This window comes from Gordonia sp. NB41Y (assembly GCF_030718915.1).
In the GTDB taxonomy this organism is placed as follows: domain Bacteria; phylum Actinomycetota; class Actinomycetes; order Mycobacteriales; family Mycobacteriaceae; genus Gordonia; species Gordonia desulfuricans.
The window spans coordinates 5,142,848-5,159,905 of sequence record NZ_CP132196.1 but is presented as its reverse complement, the minus strand read 5'-3'; the positions used below and the strand labels follow the sequence as shown (position 1 = coordinate 5,159,905).

General features: G+C 66.3%; 30 protein-coding genes. 1 reads left to right on the top strand and 29 read right to left on the bottom strand.

The window, feature by feature from the left end; all coding sequences use genetic code 11:
• Positions 1-25 precede the first annotated feature (25 nt).
• On the top strand, positions 26-613 hold the full coding sequence (locus Q9K23_RS22545; protein WP_053777555.1) for a hypothetical protein: 588 nt from the start codon (positions 26-28) through the stop codon (positions 611-613).
• On the opposite strand, the gene Q9K23_RS22540 is transcribed toward Q9K23_RS22545, so the two are convergent.
• From Q9K23_RS22540 to Q9K23_RS22400, 29 genes are all read right to left on the bottom strand, one after another.
• Complete coding sequence (locus Q9K23_RS22540; RefSeq protein ID WP_020794764.1) at positions 610-771, bottom strand: hypothetical protein; 162 nt, start codon at positions 769-771, stop codon at positions 610-612. The genes Q9K23_RS22545 and Q9K23_RS22540 overlap by 4 nt on opposite strands.
• A gap of 98 nt (positions 772-869) precedes the next feature.
• Positions 870-1,469 (bottom strand): hypothetical protein, encoded by a 600-nt coding sequence (locus Q9K23_RS22535; RefSeq protein ID WP_020794767.1) that lies wholly within the window; start codon positions 1,467-1,469, stop codon positions 870-872.
• Positions 1,470-1,537: 68 nt separating this feature from the next.
• A complete protein-coding gene (locus Q9K23_RS22530; protein ID WP_020794766.1) occupies positions 1,538-2,308 on the bottom strand; it encodes a hypothetical protein in 771 nt (256 codons plus the stop codon).
• Positions 2,305-2,748 (bottom strand): hypothetical protein, encoded by a 444-nt coding sequence (locus Q9K23_RS22525; protein WP_020794762.1) that lies wholly within the window; start codon positions 2,746-2,748, stop codon positions 2,305-2,307. Before Q9K23_RS22525 ends, Q9K23_RS22530 begins: the two co-directional genes overlap by 4 nt.
• The gene (locus Q9K23_RS22520) at positions 2,745-3,077 is read right to left on the bottom strand and encodes a hypothetical protein (protein ID WP_020794758.1); all 333 of its coding nucleotides are present in this window, start codon (positions 3,075-3,077) and stop codon (positions 2,745-2,747) included. Before Q9K23_RS22520 ends, Q9K23_RS22525 begins: the two co-directional genes overlap by 4 nt.
• 10 nt (positions 3,078-3,087) lie before the next feature.
• Entirely contained in the window at positions 3,088-3,369 is a 282-nt protein-coding gene (locus tag Q9K23_RS22515; RefSeq protein WP_020794759.1) for a hypothetical protein, read from the bottom strand.
• 126 nt (positions 3,370-3,495) lie between these two features.
• Positions 3,496-3,861: a hypothetical protein gene (locus Q9K23_RS22510; RefSeq protein ID WP_152972780.1), complete on the bottom strand. Its 366-nt coding sequence runs from the start codon at positions 3,859-3,861 to the stop codon at positions 3,496-3,498.
• Positions 3,862-3,869: 8 nt separating this feature from the next.
• Positions 3,870-4,202, bottom strand: coding sequence for a hypothetical protein (locus tag Q9K23_RS22505; RefSeq protein WP_020794760.1), 333 nt, complete (start codon positions 4,200-4,202; stop codon positions 3,870-3,872).
• Positions 4,199-5,122 (bottom strand): hypothetical protein, encoded by a 924-nt coding sequence (locus Q9K23_RS22500; protein WP_053777556.1) that lies wholly within the window; start codon positions 5,120-5,122, stop codon positions 4,199-4,201. The genes Q9K23_RS22505 and Q9K23_RS22500 overlap by 4 nt, the downstream gene beginning before the upstream one ends.
• A 29-nt stretch (positions 5,123-5,151) precedes the next feature.
• Positions 5,152-5,502, bottom strand: coding sequence for a capsid cement protein (locus Q9K23_RS22495; protein ID WP_020794647.1), 351 nt, complete (start codon positions 5,500-5,502; stop codon positions 5,152-5,154).
• A gap of 2 nt (positions 5,503-5,504) precedes the next feature.
• Positions 5,505-6,752, bottom strand: coding sequence for a head maturation protease, ClpP-related (locus tag Q9K23_RS22490; protein ID WP_020794649.1), 1,248 nt, complete (start codon positions 6,750-6,752; stop codon positions 5,505-5,507).
• A complete protein-coding gene (locus Q9K23_RS22485) occupies positions 6,749-7,987 on the bottom strand; it encodes a DUF935 family protein (RefSeq protein ID WP_305950287.1) in 1,239 nt (412 codons plus the stop codon). Before Q9K23_RS22485 ends, Q9K23_RS22490 begins: the two co-directional genes overlap by 4 nt.
• Positions 7,988-8,057: 70 nt before the next feature.
• Positions 8,058-9,632: a terminase large subunit gene (locus tag Q9K23_RS22480; RefSeq protein WP_305950286.1), complete on the bottom strand. Its 1,575-nt coding sequence runs from the start codon at positions 9,630-9,632 to the stop codon at positions 8,058-8,060.
• The gene (locus tag Q9K23_RS22475) at positions 9,607-9,957 is read right to left on the bottom strand and encodes a hypothetical protein (protein WP_053777558.1); all 351 of its coding nucleotides are present in this window, start codon (positions 9,955-9,957) and stop codon (positions 9,607-9,609) included. Before Q9K23_RS22475 ends, Q9K23_RS22480 begins: the two co-directional genes overlap by 26 nt.
• 419 nt (positions 9,958-10,376) lie before the next feature.
• Positions 10,377-10,721 (bottom strand): hypothetical protein, encoded by a 345-nt coding sequence (locus Q9K23_RS22470; RefSeq protein ID WP_305950285.1) that lies wholly within the window; start codon positions 10,719-10,721, stop codon positions 10,377-10,379.
• Positions 10,722-10,987: 266 nt separating this feature from the next.
• Positions 10,988-11,185 (bottom strand): hypothetical protein, encoded by a 198-nt coding sequence (locus Q9K23_RS22465; protein WP_020794790.1) that lies wholly within the window; start codon positions 11,183-11,185, stop codon positions 10,988-10,990.
• Positions 11,178-11,399 carry a hypothetical protein gene (locus Q9K23_RS22460; protein WP_020794782.1) on the bottom strand — a complete coding sequence of 74 codons (222 nt, stop codon included), beginning with the start codon at positions 11,397-11,399 and terminating at the stop codon, positions 11,178-11,180. Before Q9K23_RS22460 ends, Q9K23_RS22465 begins: the two co-directional genes overlap by 8 nt.
• A gap of 111 nt (positions 11,400-11,510) precedes the next feature.
• The gene (locus Q9K23_RS22455; protein ID WP_152972782.1) at positions 11,511-12,185 is read right to left on the bottom strand and encodes a hypothetical protein; all 675 of its coding nucleotides are present in this window, start codon (positions 12,183-12,185) and stop codon (positions 11,511-11,513) included.
• Between the two features lie 57 nt (positions 12,186-12,242).
• Positions 12,243-12,491 (bottom strand): hypothetical protein, encoded by a 249-nt coding sequence (locus Q9K23_RS22450; protein WP_053777560.1) that lies wholly within the window; start codon positions 12,489-12,491, stop codon positions 12,243-12,245.
• Positions 12,491-12,919 carry a dUTP diphosphatase gene (gene dut / locus Q9K23_RS22445; RefSeq protein ID WP_020794784.1) on the bottom strand — a complete coding sequence of 143 codons (429 nt, stop codon included), beginning with the start codon at positions 12,917-12,919 and terminating at the stop codon, positions 12,491-12,493. The genes Q9K23_RS22450 and dut overlap by 1 nt, the downstream gene beginning before the upstream one ends.
• Entirely contained in the window at positions 12,916-13,329 is a 414-nt protein-coding gene (locus Q9K23_RS22440; protein ID WP_020794787.1) for a hypothetical protein, read from the bottom strand. The genes dut and Q9K23_RS22440 overlap by 4 nt, the downstream gene beginning before the upstream one ends.
• A complete protein-coding gene (locus tag Q9K23_RS22435; protein ID WP_020794788.1) occupies positions 13,326-13,829 on the bottom strand; it encodes a hypothetical protein in 504 nt (167 codons plus the stop codon). The genes Q9K23_RS22440 and Q9K23_RS22435 overlap by 4 nt, the downstream gene beginning before the upstream one ends.
• Positions 13,826-14,227, bottom strand: coding sequence for a hypothetical protein (locus Q9K23_RS22430; protein WP_160319606.1), 402 nt, complete (start codon positions 14,225-14,227; stop codon positions 13,826-13,828). The genes Q9K23_RS22435 and Q9K23_RS22430 overlap by 4 nt, the downstream gene beginning before the upstream one ends.
• A 749-nt stretch (positions 14,228-14,976) precedes the next feature.
• On the bottom strand, positions 14,977-15,141 hold the full coding sequence (locus tag Q9K23_RS22425) for a hypothetical protein (RefSeq protein ID WP_160319607.1): 165 nt from the start codon (positions 15,139-15,141) through the stop codon (positions 14,977-14,979).
• Positions 15,141-15,533: an ASCH domain-containing protein gene (locus tag Q9K23_RS22420; protein WP_053777562.1), complete on the bottom strand. Its 393-nt coding sequence runs from the start codon at positions 15,531-15,533 to the stop codon at positions 15,141-15,143. The genes Q9K23_RS22425 and Q9K23_RS22420 overlap by 1 nt, the downstream gene beginning before the upstream one ends.
• Positions 15,533-16,009, bottom strand: coding sequence for a hypothetical protein (locus Q9K23_RS22415; protein WP_160319608.1), 477 nt, complete (start codon positions 16,007-16,009; stop codon positions 15,533-15,535). The genes Q9K23_RS22420 and Q9K23_RS22415 overlap by 1 nt, the downstream gene beginning before the upstream one ends.
• On the bottom strand, positions 16,002-16,259 hold the full coding sequence (locus Q9K23_RS22410; RefSeq protein WP_152972784.1) for a hypothetical protein: 258 nt from the start codon (positions 16,257-16,259) through the stop codon (positions 16,002-16,004). The genes Q9K23_RS22415 and Q9K23_RS22410 overlap by 8 nt, the downstream gene beginning before the upstream one ends.
• A gap of 166 nt (positions 16,260-16,425) precedes the next feature.
• Positions 16,426-16,692, bottom strand: a complete 267-nt coding sequence (locus Q9K23_RS22405; RefSeq protein WP_152972785.1) for a hypothetical protein — start codon at positions 16,690-16,692, stop codon at positions 16,426-16,428.
• Positions 16,692-17,054 carry a hypothetical protein gene (locus Q9K23_RS22400; protein WP_020794716.1) on the bottom strand — a complete coding sequence of 121 codons (363 nt, stop codon included), beginning with the start codon at positions 17,052-17,054 and terminating at the stop codon, positions 16,692-16,694. The genes Q9K23_RS22405 and Q9K23_RS22400 overlap by 1 nt, the downstream gene beginning before the upstream one ends.
• Positions 17,055-17,058 lie beyond the last annotated feature (4 nt).

The following is a 17,058-nucleotide window of genomic DNA, read 5'->3' as shown; positions in this document are numbered from 1 at the left end:
GTCAGGGGGATGGTTGAATCCGGTCATGGACGACATTCAGATCGACGACGCAGGAAATCTGCGGTGCTCACATTGCGGCGGCCGAAACTTCAGCGAGAAGCGCACGCGGCGGTCGAAGGTGATCGGCGTGTCAGCTGGCGTCGCGACCGTGGGGATCGCTGGCGCAGCAGCACCACTGGTGGCGAAGAAGAAGCTGTACTGCCAGGCGTGCGGCACCTACAACAAGATGGGCAATGCTCAGCCCTACTCGCCAAAGGCCTCGAAAGCCGCTGCGCCGGTGAAGAAGCAATCGCCAACGACACCTTCGAAGACGAACGAGGTAGCAGGCCTAATTCTCTTCGCTGTCCTCTTTGGCATCGGGTGTATCTGGGCGTTCTCTACCGGCCACTGGATATTCGGCACGATCGCCGCGCTGCTCGCGGTCTTCTCTGTGTGCGCGCTGTTCGTGGACACCGATACGGCCCCACCGAAGCCACCGACGCGAAGTACTGGCACCGAAACCGCGCAATTCAGCGACCCCGGCGCCGGTGGCCGCCTCGAGATGAAGAAGCCACACCGGCGGGTGAGTGACATCCAGTCAGATGACATCCGATCGAATGAATCCGACGACTAGGCCTGCAGCACGCGGGTGAGGTGCCCACCCGCGGTGACGCATCCGATGATCCGCAGCTCGAGCCATCGCCAGGTGCGCTCGGCGAGGATGCCAGACTCGACGTCGATCCCCGCAGTCTGCAGGTCCAGCTCGATCGCCGACCAGTGATCGAGCAGCATCGCCCACGTGAGTGTCGGCCTCTCCGAAGGCTCCTCGGGCCCGGCGGCGGACCGATACCAGGCACGGATTCCGATCGCCGGGTTGTAGTCGCCGCCGCCTAGGTCGTCCCCGCCGTACGCGCCCGGGACGCAGATGTACGGCCCCCAGCGGCCTTCTTCGTGGCGGCCTTGCGGGGTGCAGCCTTCTTGGTGGCAGCGCCCCGGGTTTTCCGGTTCTCCCCCGTCGTCGTCGATGGAGCGGACGTGGGGGCTTGCGGGTTTCCCAGCTCGTCGACCTCCGCGGCAAGCCAGGCGTCGGCCGCGAACTCGCCCATCCCGGCATGGATCAGGCAGTACTTGCCGATCCGCAGGATGTCCGCCCACGCGGCGCCGGCCTCCTTCAGCTCGCCGTAGACGCCGCCGACGTAGCTCCCCTCATCGACCTTCATCGTGACCACGTTCCCGTCGTCGTCCAGGCGCGGAACGCCGGTGATCGGATCGAGGACGTCGATGTCAATCAGGCGCGGCTCCCATGTCGCGCCGAACAAGCGCATGATCTCGCGGATCTCGCCGTCGTCGGTGAAGCCCATCATCGGGTTGTGCATGAGGTTGCGCAGCCGTAGGCCGTCGTCGGCCATCAGCGGCGGCAGGGTGAATGTCTTGCCGCCCCACTCGATCTCGAGTCGCGGCGACAGCAGTGCAGATAGATCCTTGCCCACGAGTTAGGCCCTCCTGTGTCGTGGAAGTGGGACGGCCGCCCCGGCCCCCTGGGGTCGGCCGAATGGGGTCAGGCGACGGTGACGGTGCCACCGGTGCCGTTGGCGCTGACCACGGTCACCGGGACGGTGAACACCGCGGTGAACGGGCCGCCGGAGCTGCCGGTGACGGTCACATTGCCGGCGCCGACGTTGGACAGCGCCTCCAGCGCAGACTTCAGCCCGGCCGCGGTCAGGGTGGTGATCGACGCGGTGGTCTGCGAGTCGACAGTCGCGGTGAACGCGGTGACGCCCGAGCCGAGGGTGAACACCTTGGTGATCGAGCCGGTCGGCTTGGTGATCGCGGTCGGGGCGCCCTTGCCGGTCAGGGTGCCCGACCACTTGTCGAGGGCGGGCGGCTTCTCGCCGTTGCGCGAGACCTTGCACGAGGCGTAGAACGCCTTCGCCTCGGGCAGCGCATCGGTACGCCAGTAGCGCATGTGGACGATGCCCGCCCGACCGAAGTTCTCGGACGCGTCGAGCAGTGCCTGCACGCCCGGGTCGGCGACGAACGAGGGGTCTTCCTCGCCCTTGGTCAGGCCCTCGATGTCGACGGTGAAGCCGTTGCCGACTGGGTACTCCGACTTCCATCCGCCACTGGACAGATCGGTGTCGTCCTCGGTGACCTGCTCAAACTTCGGCGCCCACTTCTGGATGCCGAGGATCTCGGTCCAGCCGCCGGATGCGGGCGCTGCACTCGGATCGGTGTCCTTGCCCGGCGCCAGGTCGATCTCGACACGGTAGAGGCCGGAAGTTGCGACCGACAGATCGGCGGTCGAGGTTGCCTGCAGGGGTGCAGTCATGATGGTGTCCCTCCTGGGTTGAGGCGGATCTCGTAGTTCGCCGCCACGAGCCAGGCGTCGTCCTCAGACTCAGCCGGTGCGGCAGATGCGAATGTCACCGACAGCGGCGACACTCCCCCCGGCCAGATGCCGGAAGATGTGGTGTGCAGGACCTTGTTCGCGGTGCGCTCGCGGTCGACGACCGCCGTCGGCGTTGGCCCGGGCTCGCGAAACAGCAACTGCACGAGGTGAAGTGGTTGACCCTCGAGACCGATCTCAGGGTCTGTGAAGTAGTGATTCAGCGCCACGGCCGACACGATGTTCTGCGGCAGCTTGCCGATCGTGATCACCGGGCGCGACGGGTTGCGCGGGTAGGCGCCGGTCGGGTCCCACAGGGCCAGCCCAGCATTGTGCAGGCGCTGCGCGAGAGATCGCAGCAGCGCCGTCGGCGAGACGGTCATCCGCCGAGCGCTCCACGGATGCGTTCGGCGATGATCTGCTGCAGCCGTTGCGATTCCAGGCGCAGTGACACCTCGAGCCACTTCGCCTGGCCGCGCTTGTGCCGGTACGACAGTCGCTCGTGCTGCTTGATCGCGTACGGGGTGTTGTAGCCGACGGCAGCCTCATTGCGTTGCGTCACCGTGCGCCCCGACGCCCGCAGCGGGCCGTCATCCAACGGGATGCGCGAGTTCGCCGACGCGAGAAGCGCTTTCGCTGCCTCGGCGAGTCCCTCCTCGGCGGCGGCCGACAGAGCATTCATCGCCTCGGCGCCGTTCCATTCGAGGGTCATATCGAGCCTCCTATGCGAGGGAGATCGAGTAGTAGTCGGGACTGCGGTCGAATCCGCCGATGTGCGGCGACTCGGTGATCACCGGACGCCAGTCGTCATCGCCGTCCACCCGCGCCAGCGACCCGACCGGAATCCGCTCGGTCACAGCCGACATCGAGACCTGCGTCGACGACACAACCTCGTTACCGCGGTCGTCGATCACCAGCTTGTTCACGTGCTTGATCCGGCCGAACAGCTCCACCTCGGTGGCATGGATCGGGCCGTATGCGCCGTCGCCGGTCTTGCGCTGCACCCAGAGTCGTTGGGTCCAAAAGACTTCGAGAGGATCAACCATCGACGCAACTCCCTGCAAAAGGTGCCCGCTCACGCCGGGCGGGGGCCTCAACCGGCGTGAGCGGACGATCGTGGGACCAGAAGGTCAGTAGTCGTCTCGCGGGAAGTGACCGACGGGCAGCGCATTCCGATTGATCCCGAGTAGCTCGTAATGCCAGTCGGTGAAGGTGAGGGCGCCGGCCGGATCTGCGAGCGTCGCCGACAGCACCGCGTCGTCGACTGCGCGCGACCACGAGGTGAATCCTTGCCACTGACCAGGCAGTAGAACGGCCTTGACGACCTCGACGCACACGATCTTCGCGGCCGGATCGTCGTCTGCGATCCCCGGTCTACGGTTGCGTATCCACGTCGACGCCGCCGACAGCAGAATCCCGGCGTACTCGTACTCGGCACCAGACAGCTCACGCCACAGCGCCGCAAGACCTTCGGCGGTGACGAACGGGGTCGACATGGCCGGGGTCATGACAGTGCTGCGATCAGCTCAGCCTTGGTCGCCCCATCGATATCCTCCTCGGACAGCCCGGCAGCCTTGGCGTACTGCTGCCACTGCGATAGCGGCGCGGTGCGCTTCGGCTTGCCGTTTCCCGCAGGCGCCGCGTCGGCGACCACCTGCAGGCCGGGTGACTCCATGATGGAGACGGACGACTCGCCGACGGGCACGATCATGCCGCGCCGAACGAGTCGCTCCGCGTCCTGCTCGGGCACGCCGTCGACCTCCTGGCCGGCCGTCCGGTACACGATCTCGCCGTGCGACCGGACGACCACCAGGGGCCGAACCACCCGATAGATCACGCCTTCACGTCCTCGAGGATGAAGCCGGCGTCGGCGTCCTCGATGAGCGGAACACAGACGCGACGCACGCGCGCGCGGTAGGAGTCGGTCCGCTCCTCGCGGATCGTCTTCGTCTCGGCTTTGGCCTCCGCGGCACGGGTGTAACCCGGCGAGGAGATGTTCTCCTCGCCCATCGATCCCAGGCGCTTGGAATCGAGCAGCAGTGCATTCTTGGCGCCGGCGGGCAGATGCTCGGACTGCAGGATGGTGATCCCGCCGAGCTGGCCGAGGACGCCGGTGTAGATCGGCGCCGAGCCATCCTCTCGCTTGAGCAGGGCCGCGATCTTCTCGTCGGATGCCAGCATGGCGGCGGTCTCGTAGTCGATCACGCACATGTCGATGTGCAGGCCCTTGCGGAGGCCCTTCACCACCGCCTGGGCGAGGAGCAGGTCTCGCAGCGGGTTGTGCCCGGTGGTCCCCCACGGTGCGATCGCGTCCTCGGAGCGCGAGATCGCCGACCCGACGGCGGACAGCGCGAGCGAGTCCACGGTCAGCGCCATCTCGTAGACCATGGCGCTGAACGCTTCCTGGACCGGATTGAACTTGCGGCGACTGATGGCCTCGTCGGTGATCTCGGCGTCGAAGCCGCGCTTGAGGGTGTGTACCGCGGCGGCGGTGCCCTCGCGCACGTTGGTCAGCGGGTACTCGGCGCCCGGCGCGATCGGCTCCGGACTCGAGGTGGTGCCCGGCTCGACCGGCTCCTCGATGACGAAGCTGCCAGACTCGGTGGTCTGCGACTTCGGCAGGATCGTGTCCGCGATCAGCGCTGCGTCGGACAACGTCTGGACGTACTTCGAGATCGACGTCGGGTCCTTGAGGAACCGGTGGATGGTTTCGGTGTTGCCGGTGACCTGTACGGGCGGCGGCGGGTATACGGTCATGTTCTACTCCTGGGTTGTTTCCGCGCAGGTCAGCGCAGCTTGACGAGGACCTTGCCGCCCGATGCGGCTGCGAGTGCGAGGCCGACGACAGCACCGTCGGTGTTGGTCTGGACGCCGCCAGAAGCTGCGGCCTCCACGCTCGCTCCGGCCGCGACCGCGGCGGCGGCGGTCAGCCGGTGCACACCGTCGGTGTGCACGGTCACCAGCTCGCTGGACTTGGCATCGAAGGCGGCGACGCCAACGGCCTTCGCCGACTTCGCCGCGGCCGGGCCGACGGTCTCATTGCCGGTGATCTCGACGAGCTGGCCGCCGGTCACGTTCGCCGACGCGCGGAAAGTGATCGCTGCGCCCGGCAGGTACTTGGGGGTGTGCTCAGCCATGATCAGGCCTCCTTGCTGTCGTCGGCAGGCTTGCCGAAGAGCTCGTCGTACGGGGACAGTTCGGTCTCGTCGGCCGGGCACGATCCGAGTTCGGTGGTGGGTACCGAGAGGTTGGCCGGCAGGCTGTCGAGCATGGCGGCGGTGCCGTCGGGGTCGGCGTCCATGAGCGCCACGAAGTGATCTCGGCGCGCCGGGGTGATCTTCCCGGCCTTGACCGCATCGAGCACCTTCGTTGCGCGATCGGCCTTCACGCGCGCAGTGTCGTCGGCCCGCCGGCGCGTGAGTTCGTCTTCGATCTCGCCGTACTTGACGGCGTCGATCACCCGCAGACCGTTCGCCTCAGCGAAGGCGGTCACCGCGGCGGCATCGACCGCGTTGGGTTTGGTTGCGAGGTCGGTGATCTCGTCGAGCTTGGCGAGGATCGCATTCTCGTCGGCATCCTCGGCGATACCGAGGCGGGCCGCGATCTCCTGGCGTAGTGCCATATCGGAGCCTTTCTGTCGGCCCACCAGATCGGTAGGCATGAACGGTGCCGGCGCCTGAGCCCGGCATGCGTACCGGGCCGCGAGTGCTGCCGCGGCAGCCTCGTTGGTCCGGTCGTCTGTGGTGGCCGACTTGCCGGCCGAATCGGAATGGGACTCGTCGGCCAACCCGGCTTCGACCGCCTCGGTCGCCGAGTACCAGGTCTCGGCGCGCATGGCAGCGCGCCAGTCCGCGGGTTCGCCGCCCGCGCGCTGCGCGTAGATGTCGGCGATGTTGTCGGCGGCCCGGTCCAGCCACTTGGCCAGGTCGGCGAGCTCGGCAGGGTTGCCGCGCGCGATCATCGACGGGTCATGGATCATGACCTCCGCGTTCGGGCGAACGATCACGGTATCGCCGGCCTGCGCGATGAACGAGGCCGCCGACGCGGCGAGGCCCTCGATGATCGTGGTGACCTTCGCCGGATGCGACTTGAGCGCGTTGGTGATTGCGAGCGCGTCGTACACATCGCCACCCGGAGAGTTGATCCGGACGGAGATCTCGTCGACGTCGAGCGCCGCGAGCTCGCCGACGAAGTTCGCCGCCGACACCTCGTCGAACCATGGCATCGGATGGATGGCGCCATAGATGAACACCTCGGCCACCGTGCCGCCCCCGGCCTCATTACGGATCTCGCCGATCCGGCACGTGGTGTCCGCCGAGGCGTCGCGGCCGGCGACCGCAACACGGGCGGCCGGGTCGGCGAGCAGTCGAGAAAGGCTATGGGTCATTGGTTCTCGTCCTCTCCAGACGACTCGGAAGCAGATCCAGGACTGGCGGGTGGAAGGCTCATACGCTGGCGGATTGCCTGCTCCAACATCACATCTGGCACCAGAAGGCCCGCCTGCACGAGAAGGTTCAGCGCGGCGGCCGTCACCTCCTGCTGGGAACCGATGTCATCGAACACCAGGCGAGGAGCCTGTACGTCCGGGCCGAAGTTGATGTCGACGAGATCCTCGATGATGTGCGCGTTCGCGGTGTCGCGCATAGACTCGGCGAAGCTCTGCACCGACTGGACGAACGTGTTCTCCTGCACGCTGGCCAAGGCGTAGGACCCGCCTCCGGACAGGTTGAGGAAGTGCGCCAGCCCGGCGATCGCGATCATCTGGTCGTGGTACTCGATGGCCTGCTGGATGTTCGGCAGGTTGCCCTGCACGCCCAGCAGTTTCAGGTCGGCGCCGGCAGGAAGTGCGGCGCCAGCATTGTCGCCACCGCGGTACTGCTGGGCGATCTTCGCGAGTTCGTTGACCTCTTCTTGGGTGGCCTCCGCCGGCGTGGTGCCGATCGGCACACCCATGCCGTTCCTGCGGATGGCCACCGCCTGATACCGGATCAGCTCGTCCTTGAGTAGCCAGTGCTTGAAACTCGGACGGAGAAGGCTGCGGCCTTGCCACTGCCCCGGCAGCATGCCGCGCGTGTACACGACCAGACGTTTCACCGGCAGTGACGTCCCCACTCCGAGGACTGCCGTACCGGACTCGGACTGCACCACCGCGATCAGACCACCGTCGCGCGCGGTCTTGAACTCGGCGATCGTGTGCTGTGGCCGTGGCCCCAGCTTGTGCAGCCAGAACTTTCCGGCGGCGTCGTCCCACCGGTACACCTGCTCATACACTGCGTGCCCGAACACGTTGAGACCGTTCGGAACCTGCAGGAGGTGATGGGCGAAGCTGAACCGCCCCCGCGACCGCGGCAGTGGGGCGGCGTCACCCGCGGCGCCGACGATCGGGAGCACCATATTCTTGGCGACGAACTCGGTGACCTCATCGGGTGCGCCATTCGGGTCGATCCGCCACGTGGTCCGCAAGATCGGCAGATTGATCGCCGCCAGCAGTGAGCTGACGCGGCTGTCTTCGCGCTCCATCCGCGCGAACACACGGTTTGAGTGTGGCCAGCGAAGTTCCGGCACTTGCTCACCGGTGACCCAGTCCTCGAAGGTGGCCCCAGCGATGCCGACGTCGGGCACCACGTACCCCTTCTCACGGAGCGCCGGTGTGGCAGGTAGCGGACGCGGTGCCGTCACAGGGCCCCCTCTCTCAGAAGCTCGTCGCGAGCAGATCGACTGCTCCGCTTACGATGTCGTCGGTGTCTAGGAACGGGGCCGATGCAGGCAGAGGCCGCGGCGCGGGCACGACCGTCCCGAACGTGATCAGGCCGCCATGCGCGAGCGTCGAAGCCACCACCGGGATGCTCGACCCGTCATCGGTGCGCGCCCAGACGAAGTCGCCCTGCGGCAACACCCGCTGCGCTACCGCGGCAACACCATCGGTCAACTCCACCTGGTTCGTGTGGGATAGCCGGCCGGCCAGAGCGTCCTCGAGGAATCCGCCCGACCACGTCGCCATGTTCGCGGTGTTCGCCTTCTCGGCCTCGACCCCCGCCTCGATCAGACGTGGAATGATCACTGCCGCAGGCGACCGTGAGTCGACAACCACCGCCGCGGGGTCCCACATCTCGACCAGCTCCACCACGAACGACACAACCCCCTCGAGGGTCGCGCACTGGAACAGGCCAACCTCGATATGGATTCGCTCGTCGGTCGTGCGTTGAGCTGCCGCCACGGCCCACTTCCCGCCGCCTGGTGCCCGATCCACGCCAACCGCGATCGGGCCGGCCAGCGCTGGGTTCAGGTTCGTCATGTCCCGCCACCTGTCCGCGTCGAACACCGACACGTGGGCATTCGTTGCGTCCGGCCAATCACCGCGGCCCAGATACTCGACATCGAACGACTTCTGGCCCGGAGCGGTCGTCATGGCCTTGAACTCGGCCATCAGTTTCTTGACCGTCTGGATCACGCCGAACGCGGGATTCGCCCACCGCCACGTCTTGGGATCGCCGCGGTCCATCGTCTCCGGCGCCATCCACTCGGCACCGAAAAGCCCTTCTTCGCAGGCGATCATGCGTCGACGGACGGCGGCAAGCACCTGTCCGTTCGGATGCTGTTCCTGGTTCACCGCCGACGACGTGTAGATCGTCTGCGGATCGTCGGCCGCCATCTTCGTCGGCGACAGCGCCGCCATGTCGGCCTCGGTCAGGTCGTACGCCTCGTCGTAGATGACCAGGTCGACCTTGTCCAGACCGCGGCCCGCATTCGCGGACCTGGTCGTGAACACGACCTCCGCGCCGCTCGCGAGGATGATCGTGCCGCGCCCCTGGCTGCAGGTGTGCGACTCGACGAGCCGCTGGAGCGAGGGCGTCGTCTTCACGATCGCCCACGTCCGCTTCCACAGCGACTTCGCGGTCTCCCACTGCTGGGCCGAGAAGATGATCTTCTCTCCCAGCTTGAACAGCCCGTACAAGACCCGGATCGTAAGGATCAGACTCTTGCCGTTCTGCCGCGGGACGATCAGGCAGCACTCGGGGTGGACCCACGTCCCGTCGGGCGCCTTGGACATGATCTGGCCCAGCGACCACGACTGCCATGGCATCGACCGGATGCGTCCAGCACGGCGAGCAAGCTCGCACGCCTTCGCGCCCAGTTCGAGATTGCCCGGGCTGAAGCACAACGAGTTCGGCGTCTGCCGACCCTCGAGATTCGGCCACTCCTTCGCGATGATGTCCGCAAATGCGGCATCGACGTCGAAGTCAGAGACCGCCGAGGACGTCGTCATCTTCCCCGCTCGGACTGTCCACCTGACGCTTCGCAATCTCGGCCAGCAGCGCCTTCAGCGCCGCCCCCTGCTGGCGAGCCTCGGCCATCGCACTGCCGATCTCGATCTGGTAGGTGCCGTCACCACCGGCCGGCAGGTCACGCTCGACCAGTTCAATGATGCCGTCGCGCTTACACGCCCAGTGCAGCCGATCGCACCGGTCGGCCGTACGGCACGCCTCCTCGATCAGGACCAGGATTGCCTCAGGGGTCGATTCCGTGGCCAGTTCAGCCCACAGACGCCTCCCACGCCGACCAAACCGCGATTCCTCGCCGACGTCGGTCATCTCACCCCCGGGGTCAGTGCGCCGCGTCAAAAAAAATATGCCTCCCCCCGCGAGTCAGCGCCCCCGTGGGGGGTCGGATATTTCGGGGGGTGGGGGTGGCCAGCGGAGGGCGCGTCGTCCGGCTGTCCGTGGGGCTGTGGCGGCGAGTGCGGGGCGTTTGTCGTCGTGGGTACCGTCACCTCGCTGGCGGTTGCAGCGTCGGTGTAGGAGCCGGTCGGCAGGGTTGTTCGCGGTGCCGTGGAGGCTTCGACTATGGGTGTGGTCGGCTTCGAGTGGGGCCTGGTCGAAGTTCCGGTCGGGGCCTCGGTACATGGGTTGTCCGCACCACCAGCAGGGAGTGCCGTCGCGGTGGACTCGCAGGAGTCGTGCGCGCTGTCGTTGGTGTGGTGCACCGAGGCCGCGGGCCGTGGTGGAGGTGCTCACGCCAGGTTAAGGCCGCGGGCGCGGGCTGCGCGTGCGACGGTGTTCTCGGCCGAGGGCTGCCAGTGTTCGCCCATGACGCGCCGGAAGATCTGGCGTGCCTCGGTGATCCGGATGGCGAGCAGGCCGCGCCGGTTGGTCTTGTCGTCGACGTTGCGTACGCGTTCCCAGGCGGGGATGACCTCGTCGAGGTAGGCGCGTTTCTGCGAGTCCGACTCGAAGCCGTCTTCTGCGACGGCTGCGATCTCGCCGACGAGGAGCGCGTATTGCGTGCGGTAGTCGTCGGTGGGGACGGTGGTGAAGTCGACGCGGTCGCGGGGTCCGCCCATGCGCTCGACGGCCATCAGTGTTCCTGGGATGCGTTGGCGTGGTGGCGGATCGCGTCGAGGATCTGCCATCGCCGATCCAGCTCGCGTGGCGCCAGGTACGGCGGACATCCAGACTTGATGGGGATGATCGGACCATCGGCGCTATGCCCCGTGACGACTCCACCTCGTGCAAACTTCGGGCGTCCGGTCATAGTGCGGCGAGGACGGTCATGATGATCATGGCTTGGCCGGCGATAAAGGTGAGTGCTGCGAGACATCCGCATGTGAGGCAGGTGCGCACGTCATCCTCCGATCATGGGGTCGGCGATCATGGTGGGGTCGATGTTGGTGAGGGCTTGGTTTTGCTGGTGGATGGCTTTCATGACCGCTCCGGCTGAGATGTGGAGTGCGTCGGCGATTGCGGTCTCGGGCCAGTCGTTGACTGCCCTGTGCCAGATTGCGCAGGGCTCGATTGGTGCTGGCCCGGTGGTGTCATCCATTGCGGGCGGCCAGGGTTGCGACAGCGCGGATGGGGTCGGGGAAGGGGCCGCGGAGTAGGTGGTTGACGACGATTCCGACGGCCGTGTAGGCGAGGATTGGGCGTGTGGTGCGGAGTCGGTCCATGCCGTCGGAGAGCATGTGCCCTGGTGGGCAGGCGATGTCCCAGATGGTGACGAACAGGGCGATGATGGTCCAGCCGTGGTGGGCGCGCACGCTCTGACCTCCTTGGGCGGGGCCTGATACGACACACCCCCGGGCACCGTGTGGTGCCTGGGGATGGTCGTTGTACAGCGCTAGCGTACTACAGCGTTTGGCAATGTGCCGTCATGCGGACTCTGCCAACCCTTCCATCTCGGCGAATGCGGCGATCACGTCGCCGACCGGGTAGAACCATGGCGCGGTCTTGTCGTCCGGGTCCTTCCACCCTTTCGCGCGACCGAGGGATGCGATGTAGCGCACTCGGCGTTGGGTGAGCTTGCGGTAGTCGGTGCCCAGTTTGCGTGCCAGCGCCTCGATCTGGGGTGCGGTCATCCACTGACGATTGGCTGCCTCGCGCTCGAATGGCGACCACCGGATCTTGCGCTCGATCTCTCCTGACGCCGATGCGGCGCGGTTGATCGCCTTGGTCAGCGCCTCGACGCATTCCCGACCGTCGGCCATCGTCGCGAGCGCCACCCGGTTCTTCTTCAGCCACACGGCTTGTCCGAGGACGTTGGAGCACGACTCGGGTACCTCGATCTTGCGGTGTTCGCACATGTGCCTGACTGTGGTGCCGAGCTCGTTGCACAGCGCATCGAGGATGTCCTGTGCGCCGATGTCGTACGGCGGGCGTGACGCCGGTGCGGATCGTCCCCCGTTCCCCTCGCGGCGAATGCGGTGGCCGGATGCCGAGATCGCGAGGGCCATGGCGATGTCAGCCACCTTTGCGAGTCGGTCTGCGAGGTCGTCGAGTTCGCCTTCGGTGACCACCCAGTCCGCAGCGTTGCGTCTGTCACTCATCGTCATCTCCTGTGTCGAGTGCGATCCAGTCAGCTTGCAGTTCAGCGAGAGTCGGGATCACGGCAGTTCCTCCAGTCCGAGCCTCGCCCGGATGCGCGCATCGGATGCCGCCCACCACGTTCGGGCGTCCTCACGCTCCCTGGCTTGCTCGGCTTGTCGGGCGAGGATGGTGTCGGTTGGGCCTGTGGGTGTGGGTGGGGTGCAGACGCGGGCAGCGTCGTCGTAGTGGTAGCGGTCGATGATGGGCGTGTCCCGCATAGCTTCTACTGCCGCGATGATGGCTCGGGTGGCACGTTCGGTGAACATCATCGGGCACCCGTGCTTCCGAACCCGTTGGCACCGCGCGGACTTGACTGGACGATCTCGCCCTGGGTGAAGGTGACGATCTCGACGCGGGACACGATGAGTTGCGCAATCCGATCACCCCGCTCGACCTGAAAGTCATAGCCGCCCGCGTTGTGCAGGATCACCTTCAGCTCCCCGGCGTAGCCGCAATCGACCACCCCAGGAGCGTTCAGCACGAACACGGAATGCCGCGCGGCGAGACCAGATCGCGAGTGGATGAAGCCGGCGAATCCGGGTGGGATGTCGACGTGCACACCGGTTCCGACGAGCGCTGTCCTCCCCCTGTGGATGACTGCCGCATGGCTGGCGTGCAGGTCGGCGCCCGCGTCCCAGCCGTGCGCTCGGGATGGCATGCGGCCGCCGTTGTCGAGTTCGGTCGTGATGTTCATGCGTGGTCTCCTTCGCGCTGGTAGCGGTCGGCGAGTTCAAGATCGGCGGTGTCGGTTGGGGTGATGTGCAACTCGATGCGCGGTGAGGTGCTGGGCCCAGGGATGACTCGGCATCGTGTCTCGACGACGTGCGCCGGGTTGTCGTCGGGCCAGAGTCCGGCGTCGACGAGTCCGTCGATGCTGGCCTTGATGAGCAGGTCGAGGCTGCTGGTGTCGCGCCGGCGGCGGTCGGGGGCGTGCCAGATGGCAGTGACCACCGAGGGCTGCTGTGGTCCGACCTTGGCCAGCCTCGCCTGGATGGCGGCCATCTCCCGCATCTGCTTGATGATGCGGGCCTTCCGCGCCCAGTGGGGGCGCTCGTTGGGGCGCAGGGGTGGCCGGCTGAACGGCAGGGTGATGACGACGGTCACGCTGCACCTCGCGGTGCCTTGAGCCGTGCGACGCACGGGATCTTGCGGTCGCCACCGGTGGCGAGGTTGACGCACCCCTCGTTCGGCTGGGCGTCGCACGTCGGGCAGATGCGGCTGATTGCCCCGTGTTCCTCGTATGCGTCCCAGATGGGCTCTCCATCCACGTTGGCGATCGGTAGGCCGCCCAGCTGTCGATCAGGGGGCACTGCGGCGGTCGGCAGTGCGGACATGGCTTCGGCCTTCTCGCGTTCGGCGCGTTCGGCTCGGATCTTGCGGGCCTCGGCGATGACATCCCCCGGCTTGGGGGTGTCGGCTCCGGCGCGTTGGTAGTGCGCTGTGACGGCTGCGATGGCGTCGCCCTGCTCGATCCCGTACGTGGCGAGGGCTTCGGCCCAGGCGAGGATGCGGGCCCGGTCGGCGGTGACGCGGTCGTCGAAGATCTCGGCTCTGGAGAGTGCGGCTCCCGCGGCCTTGATCGCCCAGTCTGGTGGGTTGGTCATGCGATCTCCTGGGTGAACTCGGCGATGAGTTGGTCGGCGATGGTGAGGGTGTCGGCGGCGCGCTGGGTGGCCTTGGTCTGCGGGCCGTCGGGTCTCCTGGCCGCCTTGGCGACGAAGGTGGGGATCTGCGACGGGTAGAGCCGGTCGGATGCGTGCCAGCGCTTGATGCCGTCGGCGATCTGTCGGGCATCGATGCCATCGGCGATCAGCGGGTCAACCTCCTGGGCGATCTCGATGAGCGTCTGCTGAGGGATTCCCCCGCCGGCCCATTGGCCGAACGCTCGGGCGAACTCGTCGGCCTGGGAGCTGCGGGCGGTGGAGTTGAGCTCGGCGAGACGTTTGCTCGCTCGGGAGGTCCCGCGTGACGGATCTTGGGCGCGCACGATTTCCGCGCTCACGCGCGCTGGTGAGTGAAAGTCAGAAACTGCGGGAGGAGATCCCTGTTCTCCTGTTCCCCTGTTCCCCTGTTCCCCTGTTCCAGGCGCGACACTCTCGCGAGGGCTCGCGACACTCTCGCGAATCTCCGACGATTTGTAATCGATTGTGCCGTCTGGCCTGGGCAAACGACCCTTTCCCGGTCGGTCGATGCGCTGAATGGATTCCCACCAGGAGATGTAGATCAGACGATCGCCTTCGGCCTCGTACCGCCACACCAATCCAGCCCGGTGGAGTAGGGAAATGGCTTCAGACACCCTCGCGACAGTCTCGCGAGGGCTCGCGAGCATGTCGCGAGAGAACACGTCGCCGACGATCAGTGCGATGTCATCGCGGCCCACCCCGTTGTCATCCACATAGGATTCGAGCCCCTTGAGCACGAGTCTGGCATCCCATGGGACGGACGCTATTCGGGCCGATCTCCAGAACTCGGGCTTCGTTGACCTGATGCGCATTTCACTCCTCTCTTTTCGTTGACACACACACCGCACACACGCGCCCCCACGCGTTGATCACACGCCCGCATTCGACGCACCGCGGGAAGTCGCCGACACCCATCACGTCCTCCGTTGTGTGTTGGCCATGCGGTCGGCGTATCGCTGTGCGTCGGCATGGGTGTCGAAGGTGCGGGTGCGTGAGTGGTCGGTGTTTGATTCGGCGCGCCAGCAGGGCCGTCCCCAGGTTTCGCCTTTGCGGACTGTCCATTTCCCCATCACGCACGCCCCTCGGTGATTCGGATAATCAGCTCAGCGAGCGCCGCCGCCTTGTCGTCGTCGCACGCAATGGACAGGGGGCGCACCGAGCAGTGGTGTTGAATGAGCTGCTGAACCTTTTCGCGCACTTCGGTTCTCGTGCGCATGATCGTCTGCTCTGGCATCACGCCTCCCTCAGCCGTGTGACGACATCAGCCGGTGGTGTCCACAATCCAAGCGCGCCCTTGCACGGGATCGGCTCGGCCAACGCACGCGGATTGGCGAGTACCAGGTGCTTCATCCCCGGCTGTGCCCACTCGCTCGTCGAGTTCTCGACGACGTCAACGAGGTCGACAACGCCGAGGATGACGCCGGTCCAGAAAGCGCGGCGCTTCGTCGCCCAATCCGGCGCGTGCATCGGTAGTCGGGTCATCGCGACGTCGTCGTACTTCAGGGCCGCGTGGATCGCGACAGGACCACGGTATGCGCCAGCGATGTTGCGGGTCCGGTTCTCAACGTCTTTGCGCTGGTGGATGATCTGCCACGCCCACGGCTGACGGACGGTTATCGCGCGCATCACGCCTCCCCGTCGAGGGCGCGGCGGATGCGCTTGTGCGCGAACTCGACACCGCTGTAGAAGATGTCGGGGGCCATGACGGGACGCTCGCCCGACTTCCATTTCTCCCTGTTGGCGGGGTCACGATCGAACCGGTGGGCATGGATGAGGTTGTTCGCCTCCCGCACCCGTGCGATCGTGGCGTCCCGTTCGGCGAGCTGGGCGCGCAACCCGGCGTTGTCCCGGTCGCACGACGTGCATGACACCCCATGTGTGTTCGGGGGATTCTCGTCATGCCAATCGGGGTCGTCAGTGGTGCAGTGCTGGCAACAAGGCCAGGGAGCACCCGCCTCATCGCGTGCGATGTCCCGTTCGGCGATCACCGCGAGGAGGTTGGAGATGACGGCGCGAGGCAGTCCGACGGGCAGGGTATCCCTCACTTCGTGGGCGTGCGCCACGCGGTCAAACGTTCCGTCGAGCGCGGCTTGATCAGTCATCGGTCAACTCCTCGGTGGTGTAGATGAGTGGTTCGAGGCGACCAAGCGCCTCTACGACGATGGCGGGCCAGGACTCGTGGGGTGCGTTCGCGAGATCCACTTCCAGCCCGTCGATCAACGCCCGGATCGGGGCTAACGCCTCACGGGCGGCGTCGATCATTGCCTGAGCCTCGAATTCGGTGACCCCTCGGCCGTTTTCGTAACGTCTCCGCACTTCGCGTCGTGCCGCTTCGATTGCCGGATCAGACATCACTCACCTCCAGCATGTTCACGCTTGAGCCGGTGCCACTCGGCAATCGACATCTGCCCCTCGCATCCGACGCACTCCCAAAGTGGGGACTCGGACAGGTGAACGAGGGTGTGGTGGTCGCAATCCCGGGACACTCCGCAGAGTTCACGCATCGTGTTGTCGTCCATCACTCGCCGTCCAGCACGTGTTTGACAGGCACATGTTGGATTCTCAGTGCGCACGCCACGGCAAGGCGGTGGTGCCCATCCCACACGCGGCCGTCATCGCCAAGCAGAATTGGTTCCCGGATGCCTTCGCGTGCCACGCTTTCGAGCAGATGCAACATCTTGTCGGTGTGCTCTCGCCACAGGTAGACGAACTCGGTTGTCCATCCATGCTCGTCACCGTCCCGATACACCCTCAGGATGGCATTAGTGCTGTAAAGCCCGCCCATCACTCACCGTCCTTGGGGGTCCACAGCAACTCGGCGGGGATGGCCGGGCGGTAAGGCGTGGCATACTCGTCGCCTGGCTCTATCCAGCCGCCGCCCGGCAAATCGTCGTAGGTCAACCGCTCGCAGATGATGCCATCGGCATCCCGCACCACCGACCATTCGGGCAGCGCATCCAACTCTTCGACCGTGCGGATCATGCGCGACTCATCCGCGAGAGCCTTGCGATCCTCCGCGCGCAAAACGTCCGCCTCGTCCCGCTCCCGCGTCAGCCGGTCGACCTCCGAGCGCAGGGATGCCACCTCCGACTCGGGGATCAGAGTCTCGGTGGTGCCGTCGGCGTGCAGGAGCGAGACGCTGTGCACGCGT